Annotated in this window: 16 protein-coding genes; 7 read left to right on the top strand and 9 right to left on the bottom strand. The window is 53.9% G+C overall.

Translation table 11 applies throughout. The annotated features are described in order from the left end of the window. Window positions 1-41: 41 nt before the first annotated feature. On the bottom strand, window positions 42-692 hold the full coding sequence (locus TH2_RS11120; RefSeq protein WP_008890528.1) for a tetratricopeptide repeat protein: 651 nt from the start codon (window positions 690-692) through the stop codon (window positions 42-44). Window positions 693-1,188: 496 nt separating this feature from the next. Between TH2_RS11120 and TH2_RS11115 the strand changes: the two genes are divergently transcribed. The 3 genes from TH2_RS11115 (at window position 1,189) to TH2_RS11105 (ending at window position 2,876) form a co-directional block, all read left to right on the top strand. Beyond that, a complete protein-coding gene (locus tag TH2_RS11115) occupies window positions 1,189-1,614 on the top strand; it encodes a hypothetical protein (protein WP_008890527.1) in 426 nt (141 codons plus the stop codon). A gap of 125 nt (window positions 1,615-1,739) precedes the next feature. Further along, window positions 1,740-2,096 (top strand): DUF2794 domain-containing protein, encoded by a 357-nt coding sequence (locus tag TH2_RS11110; protein ID WP_008890526.1) that lies wholly within the window; start codon window positions 1,740-1,742, stop codon window positions 2,094-2,096. A 114-nt stretch (window positions 2,097-2,210) separates the two neighbouring features. Then, a complete protein-coding gene (locus tag TH2_RS11105) occupies window positions 2,211-2,876 on the top strand; it encodes a tetratricopeptide repeat protein (RefSeq protein ID WP_008890525.1) in 666 nt (221 codons plus the stop codon). A 79-nt stretch (window positions 2,877-2,955) separates the two neighbouring features. Here the strand turns inward: TH2_RS11105 and TH2_RS11100 are convergent, their stop codons facing one another. Together TH2_RS11100 and fliN are read right to left on the bottom strand one after the other, a co-directional pair. Then, window positions 2,956-5,310, bottom strand: coding sequence for a glucose/quinate/shikimate family membrane-bound PQQ-dependent dehydrogenase (locus tag TH2_RS11100; protein WP_008890524.1), 2,355 nt, complete (start codon window positions 5,308-5,310; stop codon window positions 2,956-2,958). Between the two features lie 179 nt (window positions 5,311-5,489). Then, window positions 5,490-5,792, bottom strand: a complete 303-nt coding sequence (gene fliN, locus TH2_RS11095) for a flagellar motor switch protein FliN (protein ID WP_040823589.1) — start codon at window positions 5,790-5,792, stop codon at window positions 5,490-5,492. Between the two features lie 232 nt (window positions 5,793-6,024). On the opposite strand from fliN, the gene TH2_RS11090 reads away from it, so the two are divergent. Then, the gene (locus TH2_RS11090; RefSeq protein WP_008890522.1) at window positions 6,025-7,137 is read left to right on the top strand and encodes a PLP-dependent cysteine synthase family protein; all 1,113 of its coding nucleotides are present in this window, start codon (window positions 6,025-6,027) and stop codon (window positions 7,135-7,137) included. Window positions 7,138-7,239: 102 nt separating this feature from the next. Here TH2_RS11090 and TH2_RS11085 read toward each other — a convergent pair whose 3' ends face one another. Then, on the bottom strand, window positions 7,240-7,743 hold the full coding sequence (locus TH2_RS11085; protein ID WP_008890521.1) for an Hsp20/alpha crystallin family protein: 504 nt from the start codon (window positions 7,741-7,743) through the stop codon (window positions 7,240-7,242). Window positions 7,744-8,052: 309 nt separating this feature from the next. On the opposite strand from TH2_RS11085, the gene TH2_RS11080 reads away from it, so the two are divergent. Next, window positions 8,053-9,147 (top strand): NADH:flavin oxidoreductase/NADH oxidase, encoded by a 1,095-nt coding sequence (locus TH2_RS11080; protein WP_008890520.1) that lies wholly within the window; start codon window positions 8,053-8,055, stop codon window positions 9,145-9,147. A gap of 125 nt (window positions 9,148-9,272) precedes the next feature. Here the strand turns inward: TH2_RS11080 and groL are convergent, their stop codons facing one another. Then, complete coding sequence (gene groL, locus TH2_RS11075; protein WP_008890519.1) at window positions 9,273-10,928, bottom strand: chaperonin GroEL; 1,656 nt, start codon at window positions 10,926-10,928, stop codon at window positions 9,273-9,275. Between the two features lie 59 nt (window positions 10,929-10,987). After that, complete coding sequence (gene groES, locus TH2_RS11070) at window positions 10,988-11,275, bottom strand: co-chaperone GroES (RefSeq protein WP_008890518.1); 288 nt, start codon at window positions 11,273-11,275, stop codon at window positions 10,988-10,990. 508 nt (window positions 11,276-11,783) lie between these two features. Here groES and TH2_RS11065 point away from each other — a divergent pair. Both TH2_RS11065 and rfbC read left to right on the top strand, forming a co-directional pair. Then, on the top strand, window positions 11,784-12,494 hold the full coding sequence (locus TH2_RS11065) for a hypothetical protein (protein WP_157194047.1): 711 nt from the start codon (window positions 11,784-11,786) through the stop codon (window positions 12,492-12,494). A gap of 151 nt (window positions 12,495-12,645) precedes the next feature. Further along, the gene (rfbC, locus tag TH2_RS11060; protein WP_008890516.1) at window positions 12,646-13,203 is read left to right on the top strand and encodes a dTDP-4-dehydrorhamnose 3,5-epimerase; all 558 of its coding nucleotides are present in this window, start codon (window positions 12,646-12,648) and stop codon (window positions 13,201-13,203) included. A 6-nt stretch (window positions 13,204-13,209) separates the two neighbouring features. Here the strand turns inward: rfbC and rfbA are convergent, their stop codons facing one another. Genes rfbA through rfbB form a run of 3 tightly spaced genes read right to left on the bottom strand, consistent with a single transcriptional unit; the run spans window position 13,210 to window position 16,058 of the window. After that, window positions 13,210-14,091, bottom strand: coding sequence for a glucose-1-phosphate thymidylyltransferase RfbA (gene rfbA, locus TH2_RS11055; RefSeq protein WP_008890515.1), 882 nt, complete (start codon window positions 14,089-14,091; stop codon window positions 13,210-13,212). Next, window positions 14,084-14,995, bottom strand: coding sequence for a dTDP-4-dehydrorhamnose reductase (gene rfbD / locus TH2_RS11050; protein ID WP_008890514.1), 912 nt, complete (start codon window positions 14,993-14,995; stop codon window positions 14,084-14,086). The genes rfbA and rfbD overlap by 8 nt, the downstream gene beginning before the upstream one ends. Further along, entirely contained in the window at window positions 14,988-16,058 is a 1,071-nt protein-coding gene (gene rfbB, locus TH2_RS11045) for a dTDP-glucose 4,6-dehydratase (RefSeq protein ID WP_008890513.1), read from the bottom strand. Before rfbB ends, rfbD begins: the two co-directional genes overlap by 8 nt. Between the last annotated feature and the right edge of the window lie 48 nt (window positions 16,059-16,106).

Raw genomic sequence — 16,106 nt, 5'->3', positions numbered from 1 at the left:
ATATGGATCGCGGGTTGCGATCCATTGATGCCCGAAGAACCTCAGGCACCAACAGCCTTGAGAATTTCACTTGCCCGTGCGCGCATTCCGGCCGGCGCACTGTTATCATCAGCAATCTCGGTCAGAAGCGGTTTGGCGGCTTCGACCTCATCACCCGCGATATGCAGAAGTGCAATCATTTCACGTGCAGAGTAGTACCACGCATTCTCGGGCACTGCGATCGGCTCCAGACGCGTGATCAGGTCCTGTGCGTTTTCGGCACTGGCACTGTTCATTGCGATCTGAACAACCGCAAGATCACGATAAACCTGATCAATGTCGGAATTACCGGCAATCGCTTCGAGTTCGCTGATTGCTGACGGCGTCGCATCCGCGCGAAGGTAAACGGCAGCCTTCTGGAAATGACCAAGCGCGACAAAATCGGCATTGCCATCGGCGATGATCGCATCAAGGGCGGCCAATGCGGCGTCTTCGTCGGTTGCGCTGTCCTGTGCCAGTTCGACGGCATTGGCAAGACGGGTACCGTTTTCGATGCTGGTGCTGGTTTCATAGGTTTTCCAGCCTTCACGACCGGCAACACCCAGCACGATGGCCGCTGCAACGCCGATCACGTATTTCCCGTATTTGCGCCACAGCTCTTCGCTGCGTTCACGCTTAAGGTCTTCTTCGACTTCCTGGAAAATATCAACCACGAAAACGGCTCCAATCCGGTCACAATAAAGCGGGCAACCTGCCCGCTTATCTGAAAAATTTCTGGCAAGGATTTAACGCGCCAGCGGGTACAGGGTCAAGTCTGCTCGACACCATTCCGGTTATTCCGACGATTATTTTGCCCCGTCCTCGGATTAAGCGGGATCGCAATAACCGTTTCATGGCTGATATCAGCGCCATGTGGCCCAATTCGGGCACAGCAAACCCAACGGGAAAGAATTGCCTGCCAGACACACATTTTCCCCGCGACATCGCCGGTTTTAAACGGCTTTGAAATGTTTGAACGCCACCATCACCGCACCCGGATGCTTTTTGACGGTGATGCACAGGGCTGAAAACGCCCACGATCAGTGCCACATGTCGTTTTATCGGGGGCAAAGACACAGTTCGGCACAGGGCTTGCTTTGGTAAATGCCAAGGGAACAGATTTGAACTTGTCATCGGTCATATTTGCCCGGTGAGCGGACGGAGACCACAATGAAACGTCGCGAGACTGCACATACCAAGCCCGCAAAACGGCGCCTTATCCGACAGCGTATCCTTGCCGGGCTGTTTGCAGCCTTGATGGGGTCGACTGTATCGGGCTGTGGAACAACGATGTCCGATGTTGTCGGCACCAGCCTGTTTACCGGCGGTGAGTGGTATATTGCCTTTGACGTGGTCAGCATCATCAATTCGGACAAAACCCTGATTGACCATGCGGTTTCGCTATCGACCGGTCAGGATTGCTCGACCATCCGCAAGATTGACGGCAAGTCCTATTGCAAAAAGGAACCGGTGCCTGAACCGCCGCTTTATTGCTATCGCTCGCTTGCGGCGGTCAGTTGCTATCGCACACCGGATCCCTACAACACCGGATCGCAAACCGTTGATTGGCCGCCAACCCGTTCTCGCAGCCTCTAAAATCCGGTCCGTTTTTCATCCATTGAAACTTGAGGCCTCGGTCAATCCGCGCTACCGTGTCATCAGGTTGTCATCTTCCCGTTGTGGCAAAGGACAACCCCGAACACACGCTGCCGGAGTACCACATGGGAACATTGTTCGATTTGGCCAAATACCGCAAAGCCAAAAGCTTTGTTCATTTTGACCGGGCTGAACTGATGAAACTCATGAACACATATTCCCGACAGGTTGCCAGCGGCGCCTGGAAGGATTATGCCATCGATCATCTGGACGGGATGGCGATGTTTTCGATTTTCCGTTCAACCCACGAAACCCCTCTTTTCACGGTCATCAAGCTCGGTAACGAGCACAAAAATGCCGGACAATATGTTGCCCTGCATAGCGGTGAGCGCATCAAACAAAGCGCTGAAATCGTCAATGTGCTTGAAGCCATCGAAAAACGCGCCCGCAAGGTCGTGCCCCTGTTTAAAACAAACTCCTGACGGTTCCCACACGTGACCAGCCCCACATCGGCCAGCCTTTCGGGCCGACACCCCTTATTCGCACTTGCCGTGCTGGCCTGCCTGCTGTTGCCAACAGCGGGACACACAGCAGGCATGAGCAAGGAATACCAGACAGGTTACTATGCCTATCAGGCTGGGGATTACCTGCGCGCGCAGTCCTTCTGGCATCTGGCGGCACAGGAAAACGACCCGTATGCGCAATATGCGCTGGGCCTGCTGTATTTTCGTGGTGATCTGGGTGCGCCTGAATATGAAATGGCGGCCGAGTGGTTTGGCAAAGCCGCAAAGACCAACCATGGCGGGGCGATCTATTATCTTGGTCTGATGCATTTCAACGGATTTGGCCTGCCCTACGATCATTTTCAGGCCACGAAGTATTTCAAGCGCGCACTGCGCATTGATCCGCACAATGCCAATGCCGCCTATATGATCGGCGCGCAGTATTTCCATGGCCGCGGGGTCCGCCAGAACTTTGTCGAGGCCGCGCATTACTTTGAAGTTGCCGCAAACGAAAATATGCACGCCGCACAATTCATGTTCGGTGCCTTGCTTGAACGTGGCTGGGGCGTGAAACAGAATTATGCCGACGCCTATTATTGGCTAAGGCGTGCGGCACGCGGCCCGATCACCTTTCCCGAAGGTGCCAACGAGGCAGAACCACTGGACGCACAGGCCGCACTGGACGCGCTGGAACCAAGGCTCCGGCCTGAGGAAATTCAACGGATTGAAAAACGCCTCGCCCTTGATGCAACGGGATAGGCTTGCAAGCGCCACATACGACACGGGCACCTGATTTCTTTCAGGTGCCCGTGCGCTTTAAGGTCTGTTTTGGCCGATCTTACTCGGCAAGCTTGTAGGCAATCACATAATCGCCCGGTTTGGTGCCAATCGATCCATGACCACCGGCGACGATCAGCACATATTGTGTCCCGTCATCGGTTTCATAGGTCATTGGCGTTGATTGACCACCGGCCGGAAGACGGGTTTCCCAAATTTTCTCGCCGGTCGTAGCGTCATAGGCACGGAAATAGTTATCAACCGCCGCCCCAAGGAACGCCACGCCACCCTTGGTCAGGATCGGGCCACCAATGCCCGGCACACCAAGTTCGAATGGCAATGGCAACGGGGTCATGTCTTCGACCGTACCATTTTTATGCATATAGGCAATCTCGCCCGTGCGCAGGTCGGCACCGGCAACATACCCCCATGGCGGGGCCTGACACGGAATGCCAAGCGGCGACAGGAACGGCCCCATTTCAACGGCATAAGGCGCACCTTCGTTCCGGTTAATCCCCATTTCACTGGCCTTTTCACTGCCACGGGGTGGCACCTCGGCACGCGGGATCAGGCGCGAGGTAAAGGCAAGATAGGTCGGCATGCCAAACATGATCTGGCGTTCCGGATCAACCGCAACACTGCCCCAGTTGAACGTCCCGAAGTTGCCGGGATACACCAGCGTCCCTTCCAGAGACGGCGGCGTGTAACGGCCTTCGTATTTCAACAGATGGAACGCGATACGGCACGCCATCTGATCAAACAGGGTAATGCCCCACATATCCTTGCCGGTAAGCGGTTCTGGCATGAAGGTCAGGTCTGAGACCGGCTGGGTCGGGGCGGTATGATCCTCGGGGATTGCACCGCCGGGTGCGGGCACCTCGGTCACCGGAATGATCGGCTCACCGGTGCGGCGATCCAGAACATAGATATCGCCCTGTTTGGTCGGTCCGACCAATGCCGGAACGGTTTCCCCATCGGGGCTGGTGATATCAAGCAGAGCTGGCTGTGCCGGTACATCCATGTCCCAAAGGTCATGATGCACCGTCTGACGCACCCACTGGACCTGCCCGGTCTCAAGGCTGAGTGCCACGATCGACGAGGAATAAGTTTCGACATTTTCATCGCGGTTCATGCCCAACTGATCCGGGACCTTGTTGCCCAGCGGCACGTAAATCATGCCAAGCGCCTCGTCCGCACTGGATACAGACCAGCTGTTGGGCGAGTTGGCAGTATAGGTTTGATCATCGGGGATTGGTTCGGTTTGTTCCGGATTGCCGGAATCCCAGTTCCAGATCAGCTCGCCAGTATTGATGTCATAGGCGCGAATAACGCCCGACTGCGATTTGGTGGAATAGTTGTCATTCACCGCCCCGCCGATAATGATCTTGCCATCTGCAGCAACCGGCGGTGACGTTGAATAGTAATAACCCGCCGGGTTGTAGGGCATGTTGGTTTCCAGATGCACCGTGCCCTCATCCCCGAATGACGGGCAGATTTCACCCGTTGCCGCATCAAGGGCGATCAGGCGTGCATCGGATGTCGGCAGGAACACACGTTCGGTGCAGGGACCGGTTTCGTTCGTCGCAGCATCCTTGTAATAGGTCACACCCCGGCATGTTTGATGCTGACGGTCCGGGTTTTGCGGAATACCCGGATCAAATTTCCACTTTTCCTGACCGGTTTTGGCATCAATCGCAATCGCCCAACTGTGTGGCGTGCAAAGATATAGCGTCTCGCCGATCTTAAGCGGTGTGACCTGATAGGTGGTTTCCGGCACGTCACTTTCGCGTTTCAAATCACCGGTCTGATAGACCCATGCCTGTTCAAGCGACGCAACATTGTCGGTATTAATCTGATCAAGCGGTGAATAGCGCTGCCCATAGGTCGTCCGACCATAATGATGCCAATCGCGATCGGGCACAGACCCGCCATATTGCGGGTTCTCGACAACCGTGCTGGTTGGCAGGGTGCCCTCGATTGCATTGGGATTGTTCATCATCGAATAAACCGCAACGATCACGGCGATAACGACGCTGCCTTCAAGCACAAAGGACCGAACCGGCGCCTTATTCTCGCTTGCACCATCCTCATCCTGCGACGTCCGGACCAGCGTTTTGCGGAAAACAGGCGTCATCAGCCAAAGCCCGACAACAATGATCAGGCCGCCGCGCGGTGCCAGTTGCCACCAGTCAAACCCGGCCTCCCACACAGCCCAGACCAGACTTGCGAGTGTAAACGCGCCATAAAACGGCAACAGAACGGGCTTGCGTGTAAAGGCCAGAAAGCTTGCAAACAGGAAGGCCAACCCGGCAAGCGCGTAATAGAAGCTCCCGCCGACTGCAATCAGCCATGCACCGCCAACAGCAAGTGCAAGACCGATCAAAGCCAGAAGGCCTGATGTCACTAGATTAATCATGGGGTAACCCTCGGCTAAATGAGGTCGCCAACTGTCATCAAATACAGTTGACCGGAACTTGAGTCTTCAAAGGGGTTTATCCACAAACGCCTGAAAATCTTGCAAGTTCCACCGAAGACAAAAAAATCCCACCGTCAGCCAAGAACAGGTGGGAAGCGTTGATTGCGGTGCGTTCGCAATTAGTGGTGGGTTTCGATGACCATGCCGCTTTTTACAACCTCGGTAATGGTCACACCCAGATTTTCATCAACGACAACCAATTCCCCGCGGGCGACCAGTCGGTTGTTGACGTAAATATCGACCGGCTCCCCCACACGGCGGTCCAGCTCAAGCACGGCGCCACGGGTCAGGCGCATCAATTGCGCGACCTGGATCTGGCTTTTGCCAATCACCGTTGACACACGCACAGGCACGTCATAGGCCGCCCCAATGTCGGAGGCCCCCATACGTACGCTAAACGGGTCCTTATCGTCGTCAGCCATGATTTCGCGCCATCCCGTCAAATCGAAAGAATCGTGAAGCTTGTATCTTAAAGGTGAGCTTTGAAAAAAGTGTTAGCAAGCCCAATCTGATAAAATCGACGATTGCTGATCGGTTCTCAAAATGTATCGGCACAATTTTACTGTCGTTTTTTGTATTATATTGCCCTAAACAGATGACGATTCCGGGCCAAACTTGGCCAAAAAGTGATCCAACCAGACGTCAGGATGTTCCATGCCTTATGACCGCCAATGGGTGGCCGATGCCATCAGCACGATTGAAGCCGATTTCAACCGGTCTGCCGATACCCATCTGATCCGCCTTGATCTGCCAAAGCTTGGTGACATTGGCCTTTACCTTAAAGATGAGTCGACCCATCCGTCCGGCAGCCTCAAACATCGTCTGGCGCGTTCGCTGTTTCTGTATGGGCTGTGCAATGGCTGGATCAACAAGGACACCCCGATCATCGAGGCATCCAGTGGCTCGACCGCCGTGTCAGAGGCCTATTTCGCCCGCCTTCTTGGCCTGCGCTTTATTGCGGTGATGCCGAAATCCACATCACAGCAAAAAATCGATCAGATCGCCTTTTATGGCGGTGAAAGCCATCTGGTTGATCACAGTGGTCAGATTTATGAAGAATCGCAACGTCTGGCACGCGAACTGGGCGGCCATTACATGGACCAGTTCACCTATGCCGAACGCGCGACCGACTGGCGCGGTAACAACAACATCGCCGAAAGCATCTTTGATCAGCTCAAACGCGAACCCCACCCCATTCCGCGCTGGATCATTGTTGGTGCCGGAACGGGCGGAACATCATCGACCATCGGGCGCTATATCCGTTATGGCCGAAGCCTTGGTCAGGGCTGCGAGCTTTGCGTGGCCGACCCGGAAAACTCGGTGTTTTATGATGGATATGAAACCGGCGACTGTTCGGTCACCAACAGCAAGGGATCGCGCGTCGAAGGCATCGGTCGCCCGCGTGTCGAACCCAGCTTCAACCCGACCGTGGTCGATCGCATGTACCGCATCCCCGACGCAGCAAGCTTTGCGGCCCTCTATTACCTGAAAAAGCATCTTGGGCGGCGCTGCGGCGGATCGACGGGCACCAACCTGATTGCGACCCTGTCGCTGATCTCGGAAATGAAGAAAGCCGGTCAAACCGGGTCGGTCGTGACCTTGCTCTGTGATGGCGGGGATCGCTATTGCGATACCTATTACAATCCCGACTGGCTCAAGACGCAGAACATCGACCTGACACCGTGGACAGATGCACTCGACCGTTTTGATGAAACAGGGCTCTTTGATATGCCGCTTGATCATTGCAGCGGCTATGCCGGCCGTTAAGCAATCTAAGCCTCACCAATCTGCGAACACAAAAAAAAGACGGGCGGTAAAACCGCCCGTCAGTCTTATCAGGGGAAGCTTCTCAGGGAGGAGAGACAGTCCTTAGCCTGTCACCGCAATCTTGCGCGGCTCGGGCTTCTGTTCTGCTACCTTTGGAAGAGTAAGCAACAGAACACCGTTCTTGAAGGATGCGGTAATGTTGTCGGCATCAATGGTATCGTTCAGGCGGAAGGACCGCTTGAAGCTGCCATAGCTGCGCTCGACAACATGGGCGCCATCCTTGCTTTCACGGCTGAATTTCTTCTCGCCGGTGATGGTCAGAACACCGTCAAGCACTTCGACATTGACATCATCCTGGTCAACGCCCGGGAGTTCGGCGGAAAGTTCAAAGTGATCTTCGCCGTCATAGATGTCGATCCGTGGGCTCAGCAACGGTCGGGCCGCTTCGCCTTCTCCGGAAGATACCTGTGCCGACGGGGCTGCACGGTGACCAAAGATCGAACCGATCATGCGATCAACGTCACGGGAAATAAGAGTGAAAGGATCACCGTAAGTCGGTGCAAAAGACGGACGACGGGATCCATTAAGAGTCTGAAGACCAGTCATTGTAGTACCCTCCATTACAGACGAGTATTCTTGCGCCATCAGTCCAGACCAGGCTGCAACCTTGACGCGCATCGGGGCACCATGCCCCTTTCCGACCTTGAGATAGATCGGGTGAAAATTTCTGCAAGTAGGTCGATGCATTTTTTTGCGAATTTTTGATTTTTTCTGATCGTCTGCTTGGACAATTCCCTTCTGGCATTCCATTCCCTGGAAAAATCCAACATGACACTGGCGCCCGCCCCGCCCCCGGATTAGCTTCATCCCATTGATTGGCGCCCGCGCGCCACCGTCCGAGTTAAAGGAACGCATATGAGCACTCTTTTCACGCCGCTTTCACTGGGCAAGCTATCGCTTGATAACCGCATTATCATCGCACCGATGTGCCAGTATTCCGCCGATAACGGCAAAGTCACCCATTGGCATGACATGCATCTGGGCAATCTGGCGCAATCTGGTGCCGGTCTTCTGATTATCGAAGCCACCGCTGTCGAACCTGAAGGACGCATTACCTATGGCGATGTCGGCCTGTGGGATGACGAAACCGAGGCAGCACTTGGTAAAACGCTTAAAGCTGTGCGCAGCCATTCCGAAATGCCGATTGCGGTTCAGCTGGCCCATGCCGGGCGCAAGGCATCGTGTGAAAAACCGTGGCTCGGGGGCCATGCCCTTTCCCCGGACCATGAAAATGGCTGGCAGGTCTCAGCCCCCTCTGCCGTGCCGTTCCGTGACGGTGATCCAATCCCCGAGGCAATGACAAAATCGCGCATTGCAGAAATCATTCAGGCCTTTGTCGAGGCGGCTGAACGGTCCGTCCGGTTGGGCTTTGACGCGATTGAAATTCATGGCGCGCATGGCTATTTGCTCCATCAATTCCTGTCACCGCATGCCAACAAGCGTGACGATGAATATGGCGGTTCCTTTGAAAACCGCACGCGCATCGTGATCGAAATCTATGACGCCATCCGCAAGGCCGTTGGCACGGACTATCCGCTGGGCATCCGTATTTCGGCAACCGACTGGGTCGAAGGCGGCTGGGATATTGACCAAAGTGTCGCGCTGGCAAAACTCCTCAAGGATCGTGGATGCGATTTTATCGATGTTTCATCAGGTGGCCTTCATATCGATCAGCAAATTCCGCTCGGTCCCAATTATCAGGTACCGTTTGCCGCCCGCATCAAGGCCGAAACCGGCATGACCACGATTGCGGTCGGCCTGATCACCGAGGCCGAACAGGCAGAAGCCATTACCTTTACCGGTCAGGCCGATGCCATCGCCCTTGCGCGCGGTATTCTGTATGACCCGCGCTGGCCGTGGCATGCCGCCGCAACGCTGGGCGCCGAGGTCAAGGCCGCCCCGCAATATCTGCGCTGCCAACCCCGAACACTTAAAAAGCTGTTTGGCTGACACCTTTTGAATTCATCAAAGAGCCCGCCAGTGTGCGGGCTCTTTTTTATTGCCGCTTAGACAAAGAAAAGGGGCCCGCCAGTGGCGAGCCCCTTCCCTTATGCGATAGGTCGGTTGGGTAAGGCTTAGAAGCCCATGCCACCCATGCCGCCCATACCACCCATGCCGCCCATGTCAGGCGCGCCGCCAGCCGATTTGTCTTCGGCTTTCTCGGCGATCATGCATTCGGTGGTGATCAGCAGACCAGCGACCGATGCTGCGTCCTGCAGAGCAGTACGAACAACTTTGGCCGGGTCGATGATGCCAGCTTTGACGAGGTTGGTGTATTCGCCCTTCTGAGCGTCGTAACCGAACTCTACGTCGTCCTGCTCAAGCAGTTTGCCAGCAACAACAGCGCCGTCTACGCCAGCGTTCTGTGCTATCTGGCGAACCGGTGCCTGCAGGGCACGGCGAACGATGTCAACACCGATGGTCTGGTCGTGATTTTCACCTTCAAGGCCTTCGAGGGCTTTGACAGAGTACAGCAGAGCCGTACCACCACCAGCAACAATGCCTTCTTCAACAGCAGCGCGGGTCGCGTGCAGGGCATCGTCAACGCGGTCTTTGCGTTCTTTCACTTCGATTTCCGAAGCGCCACCGATTTTGATCACTGCAACACCGCCTGCGAGTTTCGCGAGACGTTCCTGCAGTTTTTCACGATCGTAGTCAGAGGTGGTTTCTTCGATCTGGGCGCGGATCTGGCCAACGCGTGCTTCGATCTGCGCTTTCTCACCAGCACCATCAATGATGGTGGTTTCTTCTTTGGTGATGGTAACCGATTTCGCGGTACCAAGCATATCGAGGGTAACGCTTTCCAGCTTGATGCCGAGATCTTCGGAGACAACCTGACCACCGGTAAGGATGGCGATGTCTTCGAGCATGGCTTTACGACGGTCGCCGAAGCCCGGTGCTTTAACAGCAGCGATTTTCAGACCACCGCGCAGCTTGTTGACAACCAGGGTTGCCAGTGCTTCGCCTTCGATGTCTTCAGCAATGATCAGAAGCGGCTTGCCGGACTGAACGACCGACTCAAGCAGATGCAGGATAGGCTGAAGCGAGGAGATTTTCTTGTCGAACAGCAGGACGTACGGAGCATCCATTTCTGCGACCATTTTCTCCGGGTTGGTTACGAAGTACGGAGACAGGTAACCACGGTCGAACTGCATGCCTTCGACAACGTCGAGTTCGGTGTGCAGGCCTTTGGCTTCCTCAACGGTGATAACGCCTTCGTTGCCAACTTTTTCCATGGCTTCTGCGATCATGTCGCCGACTTCACGGTCACCGTTAGCAGAAATGTTACCAACCTGTGCGATCTCATCGCGACCGGCAACTTTACGTGCACGGCTCTGGATGGATTCGATCACTTTGGTGGTCGCAAGGTCGATACCGCGCTTAAGATCCATCGGGTTCATGCCGGCAGCAACAGACTTGTTGCCTTCACGAACGATGGCCTGTGCCAGAACGGTTGCGGTCGTGGTGCCGTCACCAGCCAGATCGGCGGTTTTCGACGCGACTTCGCGAACCATCTGTGCGCCCATGTTTTCGAACTTGTCGGTCAGTTCGATTTCCTTGGCGACCGAAACACCGTCCTTGGTCACGCGCGGTGCGCCAAAGGACTTTTCGATAACAACGTTACGACCTTTCGGGCCGAGGGTCACCTTGACAGCATCTGCCAGGATGTCGACACCGCGCAGCATTTTGGCGCGTGCGTCAGTGGAGAATTTTACTTCTTTAGCAGCCATAATATTCTTTCCTCTCTATGAGACGGATGAACGTGGACAAATCACCCAAACGGGCTGACTTAGTCCATGATGCCCATGATGTCGGATTCTTTCATGATCAACAGCTCTTCGCCGTCGACCTTGACTTCGGTGCCCGACCATTTGCCAAACAGGACTTTGTCACCTGCTTTGACGTCGAGGGCTACGACCGAGCCATCTTCTTTGCGAACGCCAGAACCAACAGCGATGACTTCGCCTTCCTGCGGTTTTTCTTTCGCGGTATCCGGAATAATGATGCCACCGGCAGTTTTGGTGTCGGATTCGACACGACGTACCAGTACTCGATCATGCAGCGGACGGAACTTCATTTTAGACAACTCCGTGTTTAAGCTAAGGCTCGTTAATAACTAAGACTAACCGGGATGAGCCCGTATTAGCACTCACCCCCGGCGAGTGCTAACAGCATTTATTGGAGTACCAGTTCAAAGTCAATAGGGAGATGTAAAAAGACGCAGAAATGTCACGATTTTTGGCGATTTCCGCATGCGGAGCGCAGCAAAAATCCGCCCCCGTTTTAAAGCGGGCTGATCAAAACATTTTCATGCTTAGGAAACAAGCCCCGACACCGCGCCGCAGAAGAATATATATCGGGCTGTCACACTTGCTTTTGCCATAGGGTTGTTTGGCAGATCCGGTTCAGGCGCCGAAGATGCTTGGCTCAAACACCTATGAAAAAGCGGGTTTCACGTCTAAGCTCCAGCCAAAGAACGCAAACAACGTCCAATGACCGCACAAACACCCGGATTGCAAAAAATGTCGTGCAGTAAAAATTCATCGGCCCTGCCGTCCGGGCCTTCAGATAAACGACAGGATCTGATGGCGCCTGCTTTTCTGTTATTTGCCCTTGTCGGTTTGTTTTCTTCGCAAACAATCAGCACCGATGCTTGGGCCGATGAGGTTGAGATCGAATGCCCCCAAAAGATCGCTTATGTCGAAAATGACCCGATGTCGCAGAAGTCGATTGTCATCCTGCAGAAACTCTATGCGGATCTCGGCTGCCCGCTTCAGGCCGTCAAACTACCGGGGCGTCGCGGGCTTTTGCATTTCAACCAAGGCCTTGTGGATGGCGAGTTATACCGCGCAATCCCAGCCGAAAAGAACTATTCGCGCGCCTTTGTAAGATCATCTGTTGCCCTGCGCGAGATCGCAAACCGGCTTTGGCGCAATCCGAACGATCAAGATCCGTCAACGCCGATTGCCTTTACGCTCGGCGTGATATGGCAGGAAAAGTATGTCCATGCGGATACGGTCAAAACCGGCATCACGCACATGCCAATGATGTATAATACGGAAAAGCACCAAGCCTATGCCGAAGGCCGCATCACGCGTTTTCTGTCAGCAGATAGCAATATCGACGACATGCTGACACAGGGCATTCTGGGCAACACACCAGCACCGGTAATCGAGGAGACGATTTCGGTCTTGCCGCTTTATCATTATCTCGGCGCGGAATTCGCCCCCTTCATGAAAAAGTTCTCCGCCCTCGTCGCGCAAACGGATCCATTTCGCAAGGCCCAGAATCAATAACCGCAATGATGAGCACCGCAACCTTGATAAAGCCGACCGCCCGTTCAATTGCCACGCCCGGAATTTTATAAAAATGCGCATATGCACGAAGGCCAAGCTTCTGCTATCCATAGTCTGAACGAATTAATTTACCCTGCACAAGGCAGCACGGATGCAATTTGAAGAGCTGGAAATTCCCGATCTTAAGCTGATCTTCCCGAAGAAATTTGGCGATGAGCGGGGTTTTTTCTCTGAAACCTATAATCTGGAAGCCTTTGCCAAAGCCGGCATCGATCCGCAGTTCGTGCAGGACAATCACTCTTTATCGAGCAATGTCGGCGTATTGCGAGGACTGCATTTTCAATGCCCACCCTTTGCCCAAGACAAGCTGGTTCGGGTCATCAGAGGCCGCATTCTGGATGTCGCAGTCGACATTCGCGCCAAGTCAAAGACGTTCGGGAAATGGGTTTCAACTGAAATCAGTGCAGAAGACTGGAACCAGATATTCATTCCCGCCGGTTTCGCCCACGGCTTTGTCACGCTCGAGCCCGATACGGAAGTGAACTACAAGGTATCAGCACCTTATGCTCCGGAAAGCGAACGTGCGATCATGTGGAATGATCCGGACCTTGGCATCGACTGGCCGTTTGACGAAAACCAGGTCACGCTGTCGGCAAAAGACGAGAAAGCCATGAGTTTTGCGAGCTATCGCGAGAACCCGGCATTCTAGTTCCACTTAAAGGATATCGTAGGTTTTTAGAACCGTCTGGAGATATACCTTGTAAGAGCTTGCGCCAAACTCACTCGCAAGCTTTTCAAACTGCTCGACCGAGATCATGCCCTTTCTCAGCGCGATTTCTTCAGGACAGGCAATCTTAAGGCTTTGGCGGCTCTCGACGGTGCGGACAAAATTGGCGGCATCAAGCATTGCCGCGTGCGTTCCGGTATCGAGCCAGGCATAACCCCTGCCCATCTTCTCGACCTTGAGCGTGCCACGGTTAAGGTAAGCCTTGTTGACGTCGGTAATTTCAAGCTCACCGCGTTTAGACGGCTTGATCGATTTGGCAATGTCGACAACATCTGAATCGTAAAAATACAACCCCGTCACCGCAAAGTTCGATTTGGGATTGGCCGGTTTTTCCTCAATATCCAGGGCCACACCATCGCGGTCAAACTCAACCACGCCATACCGCTCGGGATCCTGAACGTAATAGGCAAACACCGTTGCCCCATCGGATTGGGCCATTGCATTGCCCAACAATTCGGTCAGGTTGTGACCAAAATAGATGTTGTCGCCCAAAATCAAACAGCACGGGTCGTTCCCGACAAAATCCGCTCCGACAATAAACGCATCGGCAAGGCCTCGGGGTTCCGGCTGAACCGCATATTGAAGGCTGATGCCCCATTTCGATCCATCACCAAGCAGGTCTTTGAACAGCGGCACATCGCGGGGCGTGCTGATAATCAGGATGTCTGTGATCCCCGCCAGCATCAATGTGGTCAGCGGATAATAGATCATCGGCTTGTCATAGACAGGCTGTAACTGCTTGGAGACAACCAGTGTCGAAGGGTGCAACCGTGATCCTGTTCCGCCTGCCAGTATGATCCCTTTACGCATCCGCATTTTCCTTCCCAAGCCCTCTGATAACAGCCGTCAGGCTGTTATCAACATTTGGCAACTTGATACCAAACGTATCATTGATAAGCCTGCAAGACAGCACAGAGTATTCCGGCCTTTTTGCAGCGGTTGGAAATTCCGAGGACTTGATTGGCAAAACCACACAGTCCTTGCCTTTCCAATCCTCACCCCACTCCTGCAAAGCGATCTTGTGAATGCTTTTGCCAAACTCAAACCATGTCATTTCTTGATCTGAGGTCAGGTGATAGGTCCCGAATTTGTCAAACTCGGCAGAGGTCGCCGCACCGCAAAGCTCCAAAATAGCATGTGCCAAATCATGGGCGCTTGTGGGACACCCGGTCTGATCATCGACAATTCGAACCTCATCCCTTTGCGCCATGAGATTAAGCATCGTTTTGACGAAGTTTTTGCCAAACTGGCTATAGACCCAGGATGTCCGCACTATAAGGTGCTTTTGATGCGCCTCCCGGACAGCAACCTCACCCGCAAGCTTGCTGTTACCGTAAACACCCAGGGGCGAGACCTCATCTTCCTCGCGATAAGGCCTCGTTCCCTTCCCGTCGAAAACATAATCCGTTGAGACATGGATCAGCGGGATGGCGCGTTTAGCGAGGGCTTGTGCCATTGCGCGAACGGCATCGAAGTTAACCTTGAACGCGATATTTTCCTGCTGCTCGGCCAAATCCACGGCGGTGTAGGCGGCGGCATTAACAACAATATCCGGTTGCAAGCGGTCGATAACGGGTTCGATTTGGGATGCATCCTCAAGGTCACATTCTTCCCGGCCAACAAAGGTCAGTTGCGCGTCGGGAAACTCATGCGCAGATGCAGCCAGACAACTGGCAAGCTGACCATTTTTGCCAAATACCAGTATTTTAGGCATCGGCCTGCCCCTTGGCACTTCCCAGACGTTGGCCTGCATATTTGTTCTTTAGAATCGGCTCCCACCAGTCACGATTATTCACATACCACTCAATGGTTTGCCGAAGGCCGGTTTCGAAATCGTATTTCGGCTTCCAACCCAATTCATTCTGCATTTTGGTTGGATCGATGGCATAGCGCCAATCGTGGCCGGGGCGGTCTTTCACGTACGTAACCGCTTCATCAAAATTCTCGAAAGAGATATCGGGCACGATCTCTTGCACCGTATCGAATATGCGTTTGACGACGTCGATGTTGGTCAGTTCGTTGCAACCACCAACATTGTATTTCTCGCCAATGCGGCCCTCGGTCAGGATCTTGACCAGTGCCTCGGCATGATCTTCGACATGCAGCCAGTCGCGCGTATTCAAACCCTCGCCGTAAACGGGCAGCTTCTTGCCATGCAGCAGGTTGAGCGACATCAGCGGAATGAGTTTTTCCGGGAACTGATAAGGACCGTAATTGTTGGAACAATTGCTGATGACGATGGGCAATCCATAAGTATGGTGCCAAGCCTGCACCAGATGATCCGAACTCGCCTTGCTGGCAGAATAAGGGGAAGTCGGGGCATAAGCCGTCTCTTCGGTGAACAACCCGTCGCTGCCAAGCGATCCATAAACCTCATCGGTCGAGATATGGTGGAACCGAAATTTTGAACGTTTATCCGCCGGCAGCTTATCGAAATATGCACGCGCAACGTCAAGCAAGGCAAACGTACCAACCACATTGGTCTGAATAAAATCAGCCGGTCCGTCGATCGAACGGTCAACGTGACTTTCCGCCGCCAGATGCATCACCGCATCGGGCTGGAATTCATCGAACAGCTTGACGATGGCGTCCCGGTTGCAGATATCCTGATGGGCAAAATGGTAGTTATCGCGTGCGGAAATCGACGCCAACGTCCGCAGGTCCCCCGCATAGGTCAGTTTATCGATATTAAGGACTTCATAGCCCTTCAACCCGGTCATCAGCCGACAAACAGCAGACCCGATAAAACCTGCACCGCCCGTCACAATAACTTTCATTTTGCTCTCATTCACATCTATGGCTTGGAAACGACATCGTCGATTAGA

Origin of the sequence: Thalassospira profundimaris WP0211 (assembly GCF_000300275.1) — a bacterium.
Taxonomy (GTDB): Bacteria; Pseudomonadota; Alphaproteobacteria; order Rhodospirillales; family Thalassospiraceae; genus Thalassospira; species Thalassospira profundimaris.
This window is presented reverse-complemented; position numbering and strand designations above follow the sequence as displayed.